Below are 14,984 nucleotides of genomic sequence, written 5' to 3' on the forward strand. Positions count from 1 at the left end.
TCTTCAGGTCGTGGCGCCGAGATGGCTGGCGAGGCTGTCGAAAGCGGCGATGGTGGTCTTGGAGCGGCGCAAGGGGCTGACGACCTGGACGGCGATCTTGCCGTCGACCCGGCCGATGCGGCCTTCGGTGACGATGAAGTCGCCGCAGCGCAGCGAGACGGTGGCATCCGGGCGGGCGTCGAACATCAGGGTATCGCCGATTTCGAGCTTCATGACGCGCTTAAGCGGCATCCGGGTCTCGTGCAGCACGCAGGTGACGTCGACATCGGCCTGCCAGACCTCGGTCGCGAGATGGTTCTCCCAGGTCGGATCGCGGCCCAGCTTCTCGCCCATGAAGCTTTCGAGCAGCAATTCGCGGATCGGCTCGATCGTGGCGTAGGGCAGGACGATGTGCAGCGCGCCGCCGCGGCCTTCCATGTCGAACTTGAGCTCGACGCGGATCGCGGCATTGGCCGGGCGGGAGATCGAGACGAAGCGCGGATTGGATTCGACGCGGTCGACGTTGAAGCGCACCGGCGAGAGCGGCTTGAAGGCGGCCTCGGCATCGCCCAGCACCAGTTCGATGACGCGGCGGATCATGCGGATTTCGATGGAGGTGAAGGGGCGGCCGTCGATGCGCGGTGCCGGCTGGCCGCGCTTGCCGCCGAACATCGCGTCGAGGACCGAGTAGATCAGCGACGATTCGATGGTGATCAGGCCGAAATTGTCCCATTCCTCGGCCTTGAACACCGAGAGCAGCGCCGGCTGCGAGATCGAGTTGACATAGTCGCCGAAGCGCACCGAGCGGATGCTCTCCAGCGTGACCTCGACATTGTCCGTGAAGAAGTTGCGCAGGCTGGTCGAGAGCAGGCGCACCAGACGCTCGAAGATGATCTCGAGCATCGGCAGGCGCTCATAGGCGACCGAGCCGGAATCGACGATCGCCTGGATGCCGTTGCGGCCGTCCTTCTCGTCGCCGCTGGAGAAACCGAGCATCGTGTCGATTTCGTCCTGCGACATCAGGCGGTCGGTACCGCCTTCCTGTTCGCCGTCGTCCTCCACCATGTCGGGCATGGCGGTCCAGCCGGCCGCCATCCCTTCCGGGGTCAGCGGCTCGTCGCTCGGTACGGAGGTGTCGCGTTCGGTGCTCATCGTTCCGCCGTCATCTCGGTGCGGTCAGCCGGTTGCGGCTCACTGGACCAGCAGTTCCTTGAACAGCACGGCGTCGACCTTGGCCGGATAGACGGTCAGGTTGACGCGACGCAGAAGCTCTTCCTTGAGGCGGTACATGCCGGCCGAGCCTTCGAGATCGGACGGACGCAATTCGCGCATGAAGACCTGGAAGGCGTCCTCGACGCGCGGTAGCAGCGGCTTGACCTGGTCGGCCGCCTTCGCATCGGCGATCTCCAGCACGACCTTGATCTTCATGATCGGCTGGCGGTCCTGCTGGCCGCCATTGGACATGCCGATCATCATGTCCTTCATGTCCAGGAAGGCGATGGGATTCTTGGCCTTCGCCGCGGCTTCGGCGGCTGCGATCTGTTCGGGCGAGGGCTTCTTCAGGAAGAACCAGCCGCCACCGCCGGCCGCTGCCAGCAGCACGACGCCGATGATCATGAAGAGCTTCTTCCTGCTCTTCGGCGCCTCATCACCGGAGGCGCCTTCCTCTTCCGTCTTGGCTTTCTTCGCCATCTCGTCACGCGCCCCGGCAGCCGGGCCGCGTTCTGCCGCCCGTTCGGTCACCTTCGTCCGTTACGGTTAACGCGTCGTTAAGGGCGGCAGAATTTGCCGGGCTGTTCTTGCCGCTTCAGCAGCATGTGCCGGGCCGTGACGGGAGGTGTCATCCGCTCTGTTCTCAACAATATCAATATCTTGTGCCGATTAACCATGTTGGCACGCCGCTTGCCGGTACTGGGCCGTGGCGACTGCGCTGGGGAGCGTCGAGGTTGCCGCGGGACATGATCGGGAGATAAGCCGTGGAGAACGCGCTTCTCATCGGCCTGTCGCGTCAGGTGGCTCTGGCGCGCGAGCTGGACGTCATCGCCAACAACGTGGCGAATGTCGGCACCAATGGATTCAAGGCGCGCAGCGCGCGCTTCACCGAATTCCTCATGCCTGTCGCGAAGGCCGACGCCTTCAAGCCGGCCGACCGGCCGCTGTCCTATGTCATCGACAAGGGCACGCCGCTCGACCTGTCGCAGGGCATGGTGGAGCTCACCGGCAATCCGCTCGACGTCGCTCTGAAGGGCGACAACTATCTCGTCGTGCAGACGCCGAACGGCGAACGCTATACCCGCGCCGGCTCCCTGAGCCTCGACCGGCAGGGCCGGCTCGTCACCCAGACCGGCCTGCCGGTGATGGGCGAGGCCGGGCCGATCGTCTTCGGCTCCAGCGAACATTCCATGCGCATCGCCGCCGACGGCACCGTCAGCAGCGACCAGGGCACGCGCGGCAAGCTGCGGCAGGTGCGCTTCGCCGATCCGGCGGCGCTGGCGAGCGAAGGCACCAACCTGTTCTCCTCCGCCACGCCGCCCCAGGCGGCGGGCGTCGAGGCGCGGCTGGAGCCGGGCGCGATCGAGCGCTCCAACGTCAAGGCCGTGGTCGAATTGACCCGCCTGATGGAGGTGCAGCGCAACTACCAGAGCGTCGCCAATATGATGAGCAAATCCGATGAGCTGCGCAGCCGGGCGATCTCGCGCCTGGCGGACCAGCAGGCCTGATAGGGAGCGAGCACCATGCGCGCCATGCAGACAGCCGCGACCGGCATGATGGCCCAGGAGATGAACGTCCAGGTCATCTCCAACAACATCGCCAACGTCCGGACCACCGGCTACAAGCGCCAGCAGGTTCATTTCCAGGACCTGCTCTACGAGAATTTCCGGCGCGCCGGCTCGGCCACCTCGGACCAGAACACCCAGGCTCCGGCCGGCACCTTCATCGGTTCCGGCGTCAAGACGGTCTCGACCGGCCGCGTCATGACGCAGGGCAATATCAGCCCGACGGAGAAGCCCTACGACGTCGCCATCCGCGGCGAGGGCTTCTTCCGCATCCGCATGCCCGATGGCCGCACCACCTATAGCCGCGACGGTTCCTTCGATCTCGACGCGCAGGGCCAGCTCGTCACCCGCGACGGCTACCAGGTCGAGCCCGGCATCACCGTGCCGAACAACGCCTCCAGCGTCAGCATCAACGCGCAGGGCATTGTGGAGGCGATGGTGCCGGGGCAGACCGCCCCGCAGCAGCTCGGCCAGATCCAGCTCGTGCGCTTCGTCAACAAGGTCGGCCTCGAGTCGATCGGCGACAATCTCTATATCGAGACCGCGGCCTCGGGCCAGCCGATCGACGGCTTCGGCGGCGGCGAGGGCTTCGGCACGCTGCAGCAGAACTACCTCGAGGAAGGCAACGTCCAGGCGGTCACCGAGCTGTCCTCGCTGATCGCCGCGCAGCGCGCCTACGAGATGAATTCCAAGGTCATCACCGCCGCCGACCAGATGATGTCGGCGACGACGCAGATGTTCCGCGGCTAAGGGGGGCGCATCATGATCCGCCTCTCCCTGATCGCCCTGGCTCTCTCCGGCACCGCCGCTCTGGCCGCGCCGCAGCAGGCTCAGCCCGCCCCGGTCGCGGTCGCCTCCGCCGTTGCGGCTCCTGCGGCCGCAGCGCTGCCGTCCAGGCTGCAATTGCGCTCCGAGGTCAATCTCGGGCGCGATCTCGTCACCTTCGGCGATCTCATTCCCGGCCTTTCCGGCGAGGCTGCCGCGACGGCGGCCTTCCGGGCGCCGGCGCTGGGCGAGACCGGCACGATCCAGGTCGCCCGCATCGTCGAGGCCGCCCGCGCGGCTGGCATCGTCCACGATGCCAGCGAGTTCCGGAGCCAGGGTTTCGCACAGGTGGTGGTGACGCGCTCCGCCCGTCGCATCACCGCCATGGACCTCGAAGCCGCCGTGAAGACCGGACTGCAGGAGCGCTTCGGCGTCGATGCCCGCATCTTCGCTCTGGCGATCGATGGCGGAGCACCGAGCATCGCCGTCGAGCCCGAGCTGACGGGCGACGTCGCCGTGGTCGAACTCTCCTTCGATGCCCGCTCGCGGCGCCTGCAGGCCCGGCTCGCGGTGCCCGGCAGCACGGCGATGCGGCTGAAGCCGCTGCGCATCTCCGGCCAGCTCGTCGAGACCATGGAGGTCGTGGTGCCCAGGCGCCTGATCGCCCGTGGCGAGACGCTCGGCAAGGACGATGTCGTCATCGAGCGCCGCCAGCGCGAGGCGCAGGGCGGCGAGGTCATCGGCGATATCCGCGCTGCCATCGACAAGGTCGCGCGCCGCGCCCTGCTTGCCGGCGTGCCGCTGCGCGCAAGCGACGTCCAGCGCGAGGAGATCGTCGGCAAGGGCGATCTCGTCACCATCGTCTACGAGACGCCAGGCCTGCTGCTTACCCTGCGCGGCCGGGCCAACGAGGCCGGCGCGATGGGCGATGTCATCTCCATCACCAATCCCCAGTCCAAGCGCGTGCTGCAGGGCAAGGTGAGCGGTCCCGGGCGGGTTTCCGTCCAGCCTTCCGCCGCCGGCCGCGTCGCCAGCGCTCAGTAAAGTTCCGTGGAAACCGCCATGTCCGCCAACCGCTTCGCCAAGTTCACCGGGCTCCTGCTGCTGACCGCCTCGCTCGGCGCCTGCGGCATCGGCGACCGCCTCGCCAATGTCGGCCAGGCGCCGACGCTGTCGCCGGTCGAGGACCCGACCGCCGCCAAGGGCTACAAGCCGGTGCAGATGCCGATGCCGGAGGTGTCGCACGCCTCCTATGCGCCGAACTCGCTCTGGCGCACCGGCTCGCGCGCCTTCTTCAAGGACCAGCGCGCCCGCAGGGTCGGCGACCTCGTCACCGTCAAGGTCAAGGTCACCGACAAGGCCCAGCTCAACAACACGACCAAGCGCAGCCGCAAGAACGGCGAGGATCTCGGCGCCGAGAACGCCTTCGGCTTCGAGAACAAGCTCGATGCTTTCCTGCCCAACGGCGCCAAGGCCTCCTCCCTGCTCAAGCTGGAATCCGACGGTTCCAGCGAGGGCGCGGGCTCGGTCAACCGCTCCGAGACGCTGGCGACCAATGTCGCGGCGGTCGTCACCCAGAACCTGCCCAATGGCAACCTGGTGATCGAGGGCAAGCAGGAGATCCGCGTCAATTTCGAGGTGCGCGAACTGATCGTCGCCGGCGTGATCCGGCCGGAGGACATCGAGTCCGACAACACCATCGATTCAACCAAGATCGCCCAGGCCCGCATCGCCTATGGCGGCCGCGGCCAGATCACCGATGTCCAGCAGCCGCGCTACGGCCAGCAGGTGATGGATATCCTGCTGCCCTTCTAATCTTTCAACCCTTCCCACCGGAATCCCGGACGGCGCGGAACGCTCCCCCTTGTCTCCGCGCCGGCCGGCCGGCGGTCTCTCCCGAGCCGCCACCCTCCCGGCTGCCTGCCACGCTCCCCAAGCTTTACAAAGGTCGGCGGCCAGAAGCCCCGCGTCCTCCCGACGCGGGGCTTTCCCACGTCAGTCAGAGGTAGCGCCCCCCGGTTCACGCTCACCGTCAGTGGCCGGCCGCGAGCGCCGCATCGCCCTCATGCCGCGAGGCCTGGCAAATTCATGCGGCGGAGCAACGACGCCGGGCGCGAGGGCTATGCGAGCTTCTTCGAGCCGGCGCCTGGGAACGATGGTTCGGCCTGTTGCCGACTGCATTCGGTGAGGTCGCCATTCGAGGTCTTGTGCGTGTGGCAGCGCGCATCGTCGCGGGTGCAAGCCGACACCGTGAGCATCAGAAGCAGGCAGGCGGCCAGATTTCGCGACATGATCGACGGTTCTCCGTTAGACCTCGGAGCGGTTTGCGGCGCCACGATCGCGCTCGTAACGCTTCTTTAGCGGGAAGGGCGGCAGCCAGGCTTCGCGGCGGATGGTCCAGAGCTCGTAGGTCGGCATCAGCTGGTCCGGGGCGTCGAGCGATCCGAGGTTTACCTCGGTCTCGTCGCCGGAGCGCCCGAAGACCGGCGAGCCGCAGCGCGGGCAGAAGAAGCGCCCCTCATAGTCGCGCGCTTCGCCCTCGATCGCCACCGCCTCCTGCGGGAATATTGCGGACGCGTGGAAAAGGGCGCCGTGATGCTTGCGGCAGTCGAGGCAGTGGCAAATGCCGACCCGGTAAGGGCGCCCCGACGCCACGATCCGCAGATTGCCGCACCGGCATCCGCCCGTGAAACGATCCATGCTGCGCGTCCTCCTCGATTGGCGGTTGTCGCCGCGAGGTTAGGGCAGGCCGCTTCCTGACGGTAACGGGCCGTCGAGATAGGGGGCTTCACGCAAAAGGCCCCGCGCCTGTCGACGCGGGGCCTCTTGGACAAGTCGGGCAAGCCTGTCGCGGCTCAATCGTCGCGGAAGACGCGCTCGTTGCGCTCGTGACGCTCCTGCGCCTCCAGCGAAAGCGTCGCGATCGGGCGGGCTTCCAGACGCTTCAGCGAGATCGGCTCGCCGGTCTCCTCGCAATAGCCGTAGGTCGCATCATCGATCCGGGCGATGGCCGCGTCGATCTTGGCGATCAGCTTGCGCTGCCGGTCGCGGGCGCGCAGCTCGATGGCGCGGTCTGTTTCGGATGAGGCCCGGTCGGCGATGTCCGGGTGATTCTCGCTCTCTTTCTGCAAGGTCAGCAGGGTTTCCCTGGCTTCCCGCAGGATCTCGTCCTTCCAGGCGAGGAGCTTGCCGCGGAAATACTCGCGTTGACGGTCGTTCATGAACGGCTCGTCATCGCTCGGCTTGTAATCCGCCTCGAGGATGATCTGCTTCGACATGGGCGCTCTCTCAGTTGTCGGCTCACGCACCCATCGGCTGTGCCGCGGAAGGGGAGCCGATTTGGCGCCCTTATAGCGATCCGTTTCAACTGGAACAATCGCTTCCGACAGGACTTCAACGGCTTCGTGAAAACGCGCGATCCGGCGCCCATTTTCGATGAAAATGGCCGGATTTGCGTCAATTCAGCTTGCGGATCGCGTCGGCGATGTCGGCTTCGACCAATCTGGCGATCGGTTGCCGATAATGACTATGGTCGAAGAACAGCTTCGGATCGCGCAGTTCAGGCCTGTCGACCCGCCAATCGACCAGCGCCGTGCGTGGGCGGCGGGCCGCCAGGTCGGCGAAGGCCTTGCGGCAGGCCGCATCGGCCGCGGCATCGCGCGTGCCGGGCTTCGACAGGGCGGTGACATAGACTGGCGGGCGCAGGAGAATCAGCACGGTCTCAGCCGGGGCCGCCTTCATCAGCTCTTCCAGACCCGTCGCCGCCGGGAAGGCGCCGTCGACATTGCCGCCGCCGGCCTCGATCGGCTTCTGCAACCGGGCGATGATCTCCGGATTGGTGCCGTAGCCCTGCACGCCGTAGCCCGATTCGTAGTCCCAGTAGCCGTCCGGGCGTGCGCGCTCGGCCTTGCCCGACGTCAGGTAGCCGATTCGGCGGGGCAGTTCCTCCAGCAGGTCGAAGCGCATCAGCCCGCCGAGATAGTCGGGCAGGCTGCGGCTCAACAGCCAGAATGGGAAGGGCTTCTCGTTGGGCAGGGCCGGGTTCGCGGTGCACCAGTAATTGTCGATGCCGACCACGATCGCCTGCGGTGGCGCCGCGCGGTGGTGGCGCAGGAACCAGTCGATCGTTGCGAAGGTCTCCTTGGGCTGCGTCGCCGGGGCGATCAGCGAGACGAAGGGGATGCCGGTCTTCGCATGCAGCTCCTCCGGTGAGATCAGCTGGATATGCGAGTTGCCGAAGATGGCGCCGGTGAAGCGCGGGTCGCGCCCGCGGCTCGCCAGCGCCGTGCGCGGGCCCTGCGGGCGCACGCCTTCCCCGAGCTTCAGCGGCGAGCGGCCGGAATCATAGGGATCGATCAGGAAGGCGGCCGTCAGGAAGGCGACCGCGATCAGCACCGCTGCGCTGAGGAAGGCGCCGGTGAAGCCCGTCCACTTCGCCGCCCGAGCGGCCTGCTCAGAACTGGAAGTAGATGAACTCATAATTGGCGTCTTCGCCGATCTTCAGCAGGATGATGACGAACAGGAGCCCGGCGAGGATCGCGAGCCAGCGGGCCGGCGGCAATTTATGGACGAGGTTCCAGGCGGTGGGGCCGATGATGGCGAAGGCGGCTGCCGGCAGCAAAGCCCGCCATTTGAAGCCGGTGCCGACGGGGCCGAGCCCGAACAGGCCCTTGTAGATCGCGAGCGCGGCCTCGAAATTCGTCGCCCGGAACAGCACCCAGCAGAGCATCACGAACAGGAAGGTCAGGACCCAGCCGAGAGCAGCCGGCATCGGCAGGCCGGCGCGGCGCCAGAACAGGGCGACGATCAGCGCCAGTCCGTGCGCCACGCCCCAGGCGACGAAGGTCAGGCCGGCGCCGTGCCAGAGCCCGCCCAGCGCCATGGTCGCGAACAGCGCCCAGATCTGCGTCGGCAGGCCGCTGCGCGAGCCGCCGAGCGGGATGTAGAGGTAATCGCGCAGGAAGCGCGACAGTGTCATGTGCCAGCGGCGCCAGAAATCCTGGATCGAGAGCGAGCGATAGGGCGCCTCGAAATTCTGCGGCAGCACGATGCCGAAGAGCAGGGCGAGGCCCAGCGCCATGTCGGTATAGCCGGAGAAGTCGAAATAGATCTGGAAGGTGAAGGCGAGCGTCGCCTGCCAGGCCTCCATCAGGCTGATGACCTTGCCGGCCGCCGCGGCCGCGAAGACCGGGTTGGCGTATTCGGCGAGGGGGTCGCCGATCAGCACCTTCTTGGCGAGGCCGGCGGTGAGCAGCAGCAGGCCGCGCGCGATCCGCTCGGCCGCGTCCGGGCGCTGATAGGGCCGCTCGTCGAGCTGGTGCATGATCTCGCGCCAGCGCACCAGGGGGCCGGCGAGCACCTGTGGGAAGAAGGCGATGTAGAGCGCGTAGCGGACGAGATCGTAGCGCGGCGCCTGCCCGCGCCGCAGATCCGTCAGGTACATGATGTGGTGGAAGGTGAAGAAGGAGATGCCGAGCGGCAGTGCGATGTCGAATTTCGGGGCCGGCAATCCGGGAATCATTCCAGCGAGATCGGCGAAGAAGTTGAAGTACTTGAACACCGCGAGGACAGCGAGGTTCAGGACGATCGCAAGCGTGATCAGCGCGCCGGACTTCGTCTTCTGGAAGGCCTCGGCGATCAGCCAGTTCAGCCCGATCGAGAGCACGAGCAGCGGCAGGAAGCGCCAGTCCCAATAGCCGTAGAAGGCGAAGGACAGCGCCACCAGCACCGGCAGGCGCCAGCGCGGCGCAAAGCGTTCCGCCGCCCAGTGGAGGGCGAGCGCCAGCGGCAGGAAGGCAAGCAGGAAGACGAAGGAGTTGAAAAGCATCGGGCGGGGAGCGGATCACAGGATGGGTGCCGCCTTAGACCATTATGGACGACGAGTCATGTCGGGGCTGGTGCGGCGCAGGAGGGCGGAAGAAGGCACAGGCGGCGGGCGCTTGTCCCCGCTATTTCAATCAATCGATTGATTGAAATAGCGGGCGATGATATGGATGCGGCATGAAAGCTATTTCCGAGAGCGATGCCGGGACACGCGAAGCGCTGATCCGGGCCGGGCTCGACCTGTTCGGGCGGCATGGATTTGAGGCGAGCTCGATCCGCCAGATCGCCCAGGCGGCCGGGGTCAACAGCGCCGGTATCGCCTATCATTTCGGTGGCAAGGACGGTTTGCGCCAGGCCTGTGCCGAGGCGATCGTCGCGACGATGAAGCAGCGGGTCTTCGGCGCCGCCGCGGCGATGCCGCCGCTCGACGAGCTCGCGCCGGAGGCGGCAGCCGAGCTGCTGTTCGGCATCGTCGGCCGGGTCACGGCCTTCGCGACGCAGGCGCAGGAAAGCGAGACGATCGCTCGCTTCGTCCTGCGTGAGATGATGGAACCGACCCCGGCCTTCGAGACGCTCTATGAGGGGCTGGTCGGGCCGGTCCATGGCCATCTCTGCCGGCTCTGGGCGGCTGCGACCGGGATGGAGCCGGAGGGGGAGGCAACCAAGCTCGCGGTCTTCGCGACGATCGGGCAGGTGCTTTACTTCCGGCTGGCGCGGCCGGCCGTGATGCGGCGCATGGGCTGGAGCGCGATCAACACGGCTGAGAGCGAGGCGATCGCCGGCGTCATCCGCGCCAATCTCCGCGCCAGTATCGCCAGCATGCGGGAGAACAGGTCATGATCCTCGGCTTCCTCTGTTCCTTCGGGCTGATCGCGGCGAGCTTTTCCGCCTGCGGCGGCGATACGGCCCGCATCGCTGGCTATGTCGAGGGCGAATATGTCCGGCTCGGGCCGATCGATACGGCCCGGATCGAGCGCATCGATGTCCGCCGGGGCGACCGCGTCGAGGCCGGCCAGGCCGTGGCGGGGCTCGAACGGACCGATGCCGAGAATGCCGTTGCCGAGGCCGAGGCGCGGCTGGTGCAGGCGCGGGCGCAGCTCGACAATCTGAAGAGCGGCAAGCGCCCGGAAGAGATCGCGGTGATCGAGGCGAGTCTCGCCTCCGCCAAGGCGCAGGAGCGCGAAGCCGACCGGGCGCTCGACCGGCGGCAGGACCTGTTCCGCCGGGGCGTCTCCACCCAGGCCGATCTCGACCAGGCGGTGACGGCGCGCGACGTCGCCGGCGCGCGGGTCCGCGAGATCGGTGCCAATCTTGGCGTGGCGCGGCTGGCGGCAAGGCCTGACGAGATCAAGGCCAGCGAGAATCAGGTCGAGCAGGCGAAATCCGCACTGGCACAGGCGCAGTGGAAGCTGTCGCAGCGCCAGCTCATCGCGCCCGCGGCCGGGCGGATCAGCGACGTCCTGCGCCGGGTCGGCGAACTCGCCGGGCCGAGCGCGCCGGCGCTCCTGATGCTGCCGGACGGCGCCGCCAAGCTGATGCTCTATGTGCCGGAGATCAGGATCTCAGGCGTGACGACCGGCATGAAGCTCGATGTCCGCTGCGATGGCTGTGCGCCCGGCCTGACCGCCACCGTGACTTATGTCTCACCGGAGCCCGAATTCACGCCGCCGGTGATCTATTCGGCGCAGACGCGCCAGAAGCTGGTCTATCTGGTCGAGGCACGGCCGGATGGCGGGCCGCAATCGGCGCTTCAACCCGGCCAGATCGTCGACGTCACGCTCAGGGCGCAGCGGTGAGCGCGCCGCTCGCCATCGATGTGCGGGGGATGACCAAGCGCTTCGGCAAGCGCACCGTGGTCGACGATGTCGATCTCGCGGTCGCGACGGGCGAGATCGTCGGCTTCCTCGGCCCCAACGGCTCGGGCAAGACGACGACGATCCGGATGATCTGCGGCTTGCTCAGGCCCGATGCCGGGGAGGGCACCGTGCTCGGGCTCGATGTCCGCACCCAGAGCGCCGCGATCAAGCGCCAGGTTGGCTACATGACGCAGCGCTTTTCCTTCTACGAAGACCTGACCATCGCCGAGAACCTGACCTTCGTCGCCCGGCTCTACGAGCTCGATCCCGTAGACGAGGCCGTGGCGAAGACGCTGGACAGGCTGGGCCTGACTTCGCGCAAGGACCAGCTTGCCGGCACGCTCTCGGGCGGCTGGAAGCAGCGGCTGGCGCTGGCCGCCTGCATCATGCACCAGCCCAAGCTCCTGCTGCTCGACGAGCCGACCGCGGGCGTCGATCCCAAGGCGCGGCGCGAGTTCTGGGACGAGATCCATCGGCTGGCCGGCGACGGGCTGACGGTGCTGGTCTCGACCCATTACATGGACGAAGCCGAGCGCTGCCACCGCATTGGTTACATCGCCTATGGCCGGATGTTGGCGACGGGAACCGTCGAGGAGGTCGTGAAGGGCTCCGGCCTCGTTACCTTCGTCGTCCATGGCGCATTGAAGCCGGCCCAGATCAGGTCGCTCGAGGCGACTGACGGCGTCGAGCAGGTCGCCCCCTTCGGCGCGACGCTGCATGTCGTTGGCACCGACCGTGGCAAGCTGGAAGCGGCGCTCGAACCGTTGAAGCGCGAGGCCGGGATCAAGGTCGAGCCCGGCGAGACCAGCCTCGAGGACGTCTTCATCAAGTTCATGACCGGCGCGCAGGAGCGGGCGGCATGATTGCGCTGTTTTCCCCACGCCGGCTCGGCGCGATCCTGGCCAAGGAGTTCGTGCAGATGCGGCGCGACCGCATCACCTTCGCCATGATGCTGGCGGTGCCGATCGTCCAGCTCCTGCTCTTCGGCTATGCGATCAACAACGACCCGCGCGGCCTGCCGGCGGCGGTCCTGGCGCTCGGGCAGGACCAATATACCCGCGCCGTGGTCTCGGCGCTGGAGGTCTCGAACTATTATCGCTTCGGCGAGCGGCCGCAGAGCGCGGCCGAGGCCGAGAGCCTGATGGCGAAGGGCGAAATCTCCTTCCTCGTCACCATTCCCAGCGATTTCGGCACCCGCGTCGAGCGGGCGGACGAGCCGCGCATCCTGGTCGAGGCCGATGCGACCGACCCGGCAGCGGCGAGCGGGGCTGTCTCGGCGCTCGGCACGATCGCGAGCCGGGCCTTGCTGCGGGCGCAGGGGCGCGAGCCGGTGACCGATCCCGCAGGGGCCAGTGGCGACAGCCTCTCCTTCGTCGTGCACCGGCGCTACAACCCGGAGAACATCACCCAGTACAACATCGTGCCGGGCCTGCTCGGCGTCATCCTGCAGATGACCATGGTGATGATGACGGCGATGGCGCTGACCCGCGAGATCGAGCGTGGCACCATGGAGAACCTGCTCGCCATGCCGGCGACGGCCGGCGAGATCATGCTCGGCAAGGTGCTGCCCTATCTCGCAATCGGTGCGGTGCAGGTGGTGATCGTGCTGGGAGCGGCGAAGCTGCTCTTCGCCGTGCCCTTCCTCGGCGGGCTTGGGCTGCTGCTCACCTGCGTGCTGGTCTTCGTGCTGGCACTGGTGCTGCTTGGCTACACGATCTCGACGGTGGCGCGCACGCAGCTCCAGGCGATGCAGCTGACCTTCTTCTTCTTCCTGCCCTCGCTGATGCTGTCGGGCTTCATGTTCCCCTTCGCCGGCATGCCGGGCTGGGCGCAGGCACTGGGCGAACTGTTCCCGCTGACGCATTTCCTGCGGATCATCCGCGCGATCATGCTGAAGGGCGCAGGCTTGAGCGATATCGGCGACGAGGTGCTCTATCTCAGCCTGTTCGTGCCGGTCTATGCGGGTCTGGCTCTGATGCGGTTCCGGAGCACGCTGGATTAGCAGGTCAGGCCGTCATTCTCGGGCGGAGCGAAGCGCAGACCCAAGAATCTCTTGACGAGATGGTGCGGCTGGAGCCTCACGCGGCCTGAGATGCTCGGGTCAAGCCCGAGCATGACGCGCGTTGCGATGTCAGAGCGGAATGTTGTCGTGCTTCCGCCAGGGCCGCTCGACGTTCTTGGTCCTGAGCATCGCGAGGGCCCGCGCGATGCGGCGTCGCGTCGAATGCGGCATGATGACTTCGTCGATATAGCCGCGCTCGGCCGCGACGAAGGGCGACATGAAGCGGTCCTCGTATTCCTTGGTCTGGCGCGCGATCGTCTCGGCATCGCCGCCGCGGAAGATGATCTCGACCGCGCCCTTGGCGCCCATCACCGCGATCTGCGCCGTCGGCCAGGCATAGTTCACGTCCGCCCCGATATGCTTCGAGGCCATCACGTCATAGGCGCCGCCGAAGGCCTTGCGCGTGATGATCGTGACCAGCGGCACGGTGCATTCGCTATAGGCGAAAAGCAGCTTGGCGCCGTGTTTGATCAGGCCGCCATATTCCTGCGCGGTGCCGGGCAGGAAGCCGGGAACGTCGACGAGCGAGACGATCGGGATCTCAAAGGCGTCGCAATAGCGCACGAAGCGCGCCGCCTTGCGCGAGGCGTCGGAATCGAGCACGCCGGCCAGCACCATCGGCTGGTTCGCGACGATGCCGACGGTGCGGCCCTCGATGCGGCCGAAGCCGGTGACGATATTGCCGGCATAGGCGGCCTGAATCTCGAAGAAGTCACCCTCGTCGACCGTCTTCAGGATCAGCTCCTTGATATCGTAGGGCTTGTTCGGGTTGTCGGGGACCAGCGTGTCGAGGCTCATGTCGACACGGTCGGGCACGTCGAATGACGGCCATTCCGGCACGCCGGCCGTGTTGTTGGCGGGGAGGAAGTCGAGCAGGCGGCGCACCTGCAGCAGCGCCTCGACATCGTTCTCGAAGGAGCCGTCGGCGACCGAGGACTTCGAAGTGTGGACCTTGGCGCCGCCGAGCTCTTCGGAGGTCACGGTCTCGTTGGTGACGGTCTTCACCACCTCCGGGCCGGTGACAAACATGTAGGAGGTGTCGCGGACCATGAAGATGAAATCGGTCATCGCCGGCGAATAGACGTCGCCGCCGGCGCAGGGGCCCATGATCACGGAGATCTGCGGGATGACGCCCGAAGCCTGGACGTTCCGCTTGAAGACCTCGCCATAGCCGCCGAGCGCCGCGACGCCCTCCTGGATGCGGGCGCCGCCGGCATCGAACAGACCGACGATCGGCGCGCGCATCTTCAGCGCCATGTCCTGGATCTTGATGATCTTCTGGGCGTGGGTCTCGGAGAGCGAGCCGCCGAAGACGGTGAAGTCCTTGGAGAAGACGAAGACGGTGCGGCCATTGACCGTGCCCCAGCCGGTGACGACGCCGTCGCCGGGGATCTTCTCGGCCTTGTCCATGCCGAAATCGACGGCGCGGTGCTGCACGAACATGTCGAACTCCTCGAAGGAGTCCTTGTCGAGCAGGAGCTCGACGCGCTCGCGCGCCGTCAGCTTGCCGCGCTTGTGCTGCGCCTCGATGCGGCGCTCGCCGCCACCCTTGCGGGCGCCCTCGCGCCGGGATTCGAGCTGTTCGAGAATATCCTTCATGGCGGCAGGCTCCCGGCGGGCAAAACGCGTCTCAAAGCCGGCTTAAGCGGCGAAAGGGGATGAGTCCATGACGACGTTTGCGCAAGCCGGAACCGCAATCATGCGGAACGATGGAGGCTGGGC

15 protein-coding genes are annotated in these 14,984 nt (G+C 66.9%); 8 read left to right on the top strand and 7 right to left on the bottom strand.

Annotated features, from left to right (window positions below; all coding sequences use genetic code 11):
- Positions 1-3: 3 nt before the first annotated feature.
- Positions 4-1,131 carry a flagellar motor switch protein FliM gene (gene fliM, locus ASE61_RS10995; protein WP_061966916.1) on the bottom strand — a complete coding sequence of 376 codons (1,128 nt, stop codon included), beginning with the start codon at positions 1,129-1,131 and terminating at the stop codon, positions 4-6.
- A 39-nt stretch (positions 1,132-1,170) separates the two neighbouring features.
- On the bottom strand, positions 1,171-1,671 hold the full coding sequence (gene fliL, locus ASE61_RS11000; RefSeq protein WP_061966917.1) for a flagellar basal body-associated protein FliL: 501 nt from the start codon (positions 1,669-1,671) through the stop codon (positions 1,171-1,173).
- 284 nt (positions 1,672-1,955) lie between these two features.
- Here fliL and flgF point away from each other — a divergent pair, with 284 nt between their 5' ends.
- From flgF to flgH, 4 genes are read left to right on the top strand one after another with little or no spacing between them, the layout of a single operon-like run.
- The gene (gene flgF / locus ASE61_RS11005) at positions 1,956-2,699 is read left to right on the top strand and encodes a flagellar basal-body rod protein FlgF (protein WP_061966918.1); all 744 of its coding nucleotides are present in this window, start codon (positions 1,956-1,958) and stop codon (positions 2,697-2,699) included.
- Positions 2,700-2,714: 15 nt separating this feature from the next.
- Positions 2,715-3,506: a flagellar basal-body rod protein FlgG gene (gene flgG / locus ASE61_RS11010; RefSeq protein ID WP_061966919.1), complete on the top strand. Its 792-nt coding sequence runs from the start codon at positions 2,715-2,717 to the stop codon at positions 3,504-3,506.
- 12 nt (positions 3,507-3,518) lie between these two features.
- Positions 3,519-4,565: a flagellar basal body P-ring formation chaperone FlgA gene (flgA, locus tag ASE61_RS11015; RefSeq protein WP_061966920.1), complete on the top strand. Its 1,047-nt coding sequence runs from the start codon at positions 3,519-3,521 to the stop codon at positions 4,563-4,565.
- Positions 4,566-4,583: 18 nt separating this feature from the next.
- Positions 4,584-5,336, top strand: coding sequence for a flagellar basal body L-ring protein FlgH (gene flgH / locus ASE61_RS11020; protein WP_061966921.1), 753 nt, complete (start codon positions 4,584-4,586; stop codon positions 5,334-5,336).
- Positions 5,337-5,828: 492 nt separating this feature from the next.
- Here flgH and ASE61_RS11025 read toward each other — a convergent pair whose 3' ends face one another.
- The 4 genes from ASE61_RS11025 to ASE61_RS11040 form a co-directional block, all read right to left on the bottom strand.
- Complete coding sequence (locus tag ASE61_RS11025; protein WP_061966922.1) at positions 5,829-6,221, bottom strand: GFA family protein; 393 nt, start codon at positions 6,219-6,221, stop codon at positions 5,829-5,831.
- Positions 6,222-6,376: 155 nt separating this feature from the next.
- A complete protein-coding gene (gene dksA, locus ASE61_RS11030) occupies positions 6,377-6,799 on the bottom strand; it encodes an RNA polymerase-binding protein DksA (protein WP_061966923.1) in 423 nt (140 codons plus the stop codon).
- A gap of 178 nt (positions 6,800-6,977) precedes the next feature.
- A complete protein-coding gene (locus ASE61_RS11035; protein WP_082617362.1) occupies positions 6,978-8,000 on the bottom strand; it encodes a hypothetical protein in 1,023 nt (340 codons plus the stop codon).
- Complete coding sequence (locus tag ASE61_RS11040; protein ID WP_061966924.1) at positions 7,975-9,348, bottom strand: MBOAT family O-acyltransferase; 1,374 nt, start codon at positions 9,346-9,348, stop codon at positions 7,975-7,977. Before ASE61_RS11040 ends, ASE61_RS11035 begins: the two co-directional genes overlap by 26 nt.
- A gap of 173 nt (positions 9,349-9,521) precedes the next feature.
- On the opposite strand from ASE61_RS11040, the gene ASE61_RS11045 reads away from it, so the two are divergent.
- From ASE61_RS11045 to ASE61_RS11060, 4 genes are read left to right on the top strand one after another with little or no spacing between them, the layout of a single operon-like run.
- On the top strand, positions 9,522-10,184 hold the full coding sequence (locus tag ASE61_RS11045; RefSeq protein ID WP_061966925.1) for a CerR family C-terminal domain-containing protein: 663 nt from the start codon (positions 9,522-9,524) through the stop codon (positions 10,182-10,184).
- Positions 10,181-11,140: an HlyD family secretion protein gene (locus ASE61_RS11050; protein WP_061966926.1), complete on the top strand. Its 960-nt coding sequence runs from the start codon at positions 10,181-10,183 to the stop codon at positions 11,138-11,140. The genes ASE61_RS11045 and ASE61_RS11050 overlap by 4 nt, the downstream gene beginning before the upstream one ends.
- 29 nt (positions 11,141-11,169) lie before the next feature.
- Positions 11,170-12,063, top strand: coding sequence for an ABC transporter ATP-binding protein (locus ASE61_RS11055; protein WP_061967275.1), 894 nt, complete (start codon positions 11,170-11,172; stop codon positions 12,061-12,063).
- A complete protein-coding gene (locus tag ASE61_RS11060) occupies positions 12,060-13,202 on the top strand; it encodes an ABC transporter permease (protein ID WP_061966927.1) in 1,143 nt (380 codons plus the stop codon). The genes ASE61_RS11055 and ASE61_RS11060 overlap by 4 nt, the downstream gene beginning before the upstream one ends.
- Before the next feature lie 129 nt (positions 13,203-13,331).
- On the opposite strand, the gene ASE61_RS11065 is transcribed toward ASE61_RS11060, so the two are convergent.
- The gene (locus tag ASE61_RS11065; protein WP_061966928.1) at positions 13,332-14,861 is read right to left on the bottom strand and encodes an acyl-CoA carboxylase subunit beta; all 1,530 of its coding nucleotides are present in this window, start codon (positions 14,859-14,861) and stop codon (positions 13,332-13,334) included.
- Positions 14,862-14,984 lie beyond the last annotated feature (123 nt).

Source organism: Allobosea sp. Root670 (assembly GCF_001429415.1).
Taxonomy (GTDB): domain Bacteria; phylum Pseudomonadota; class Alphaproteobacteria; order Rhizobiales; family Beijerinckiaceae; genus Allobosea; species Allobosea robiniae.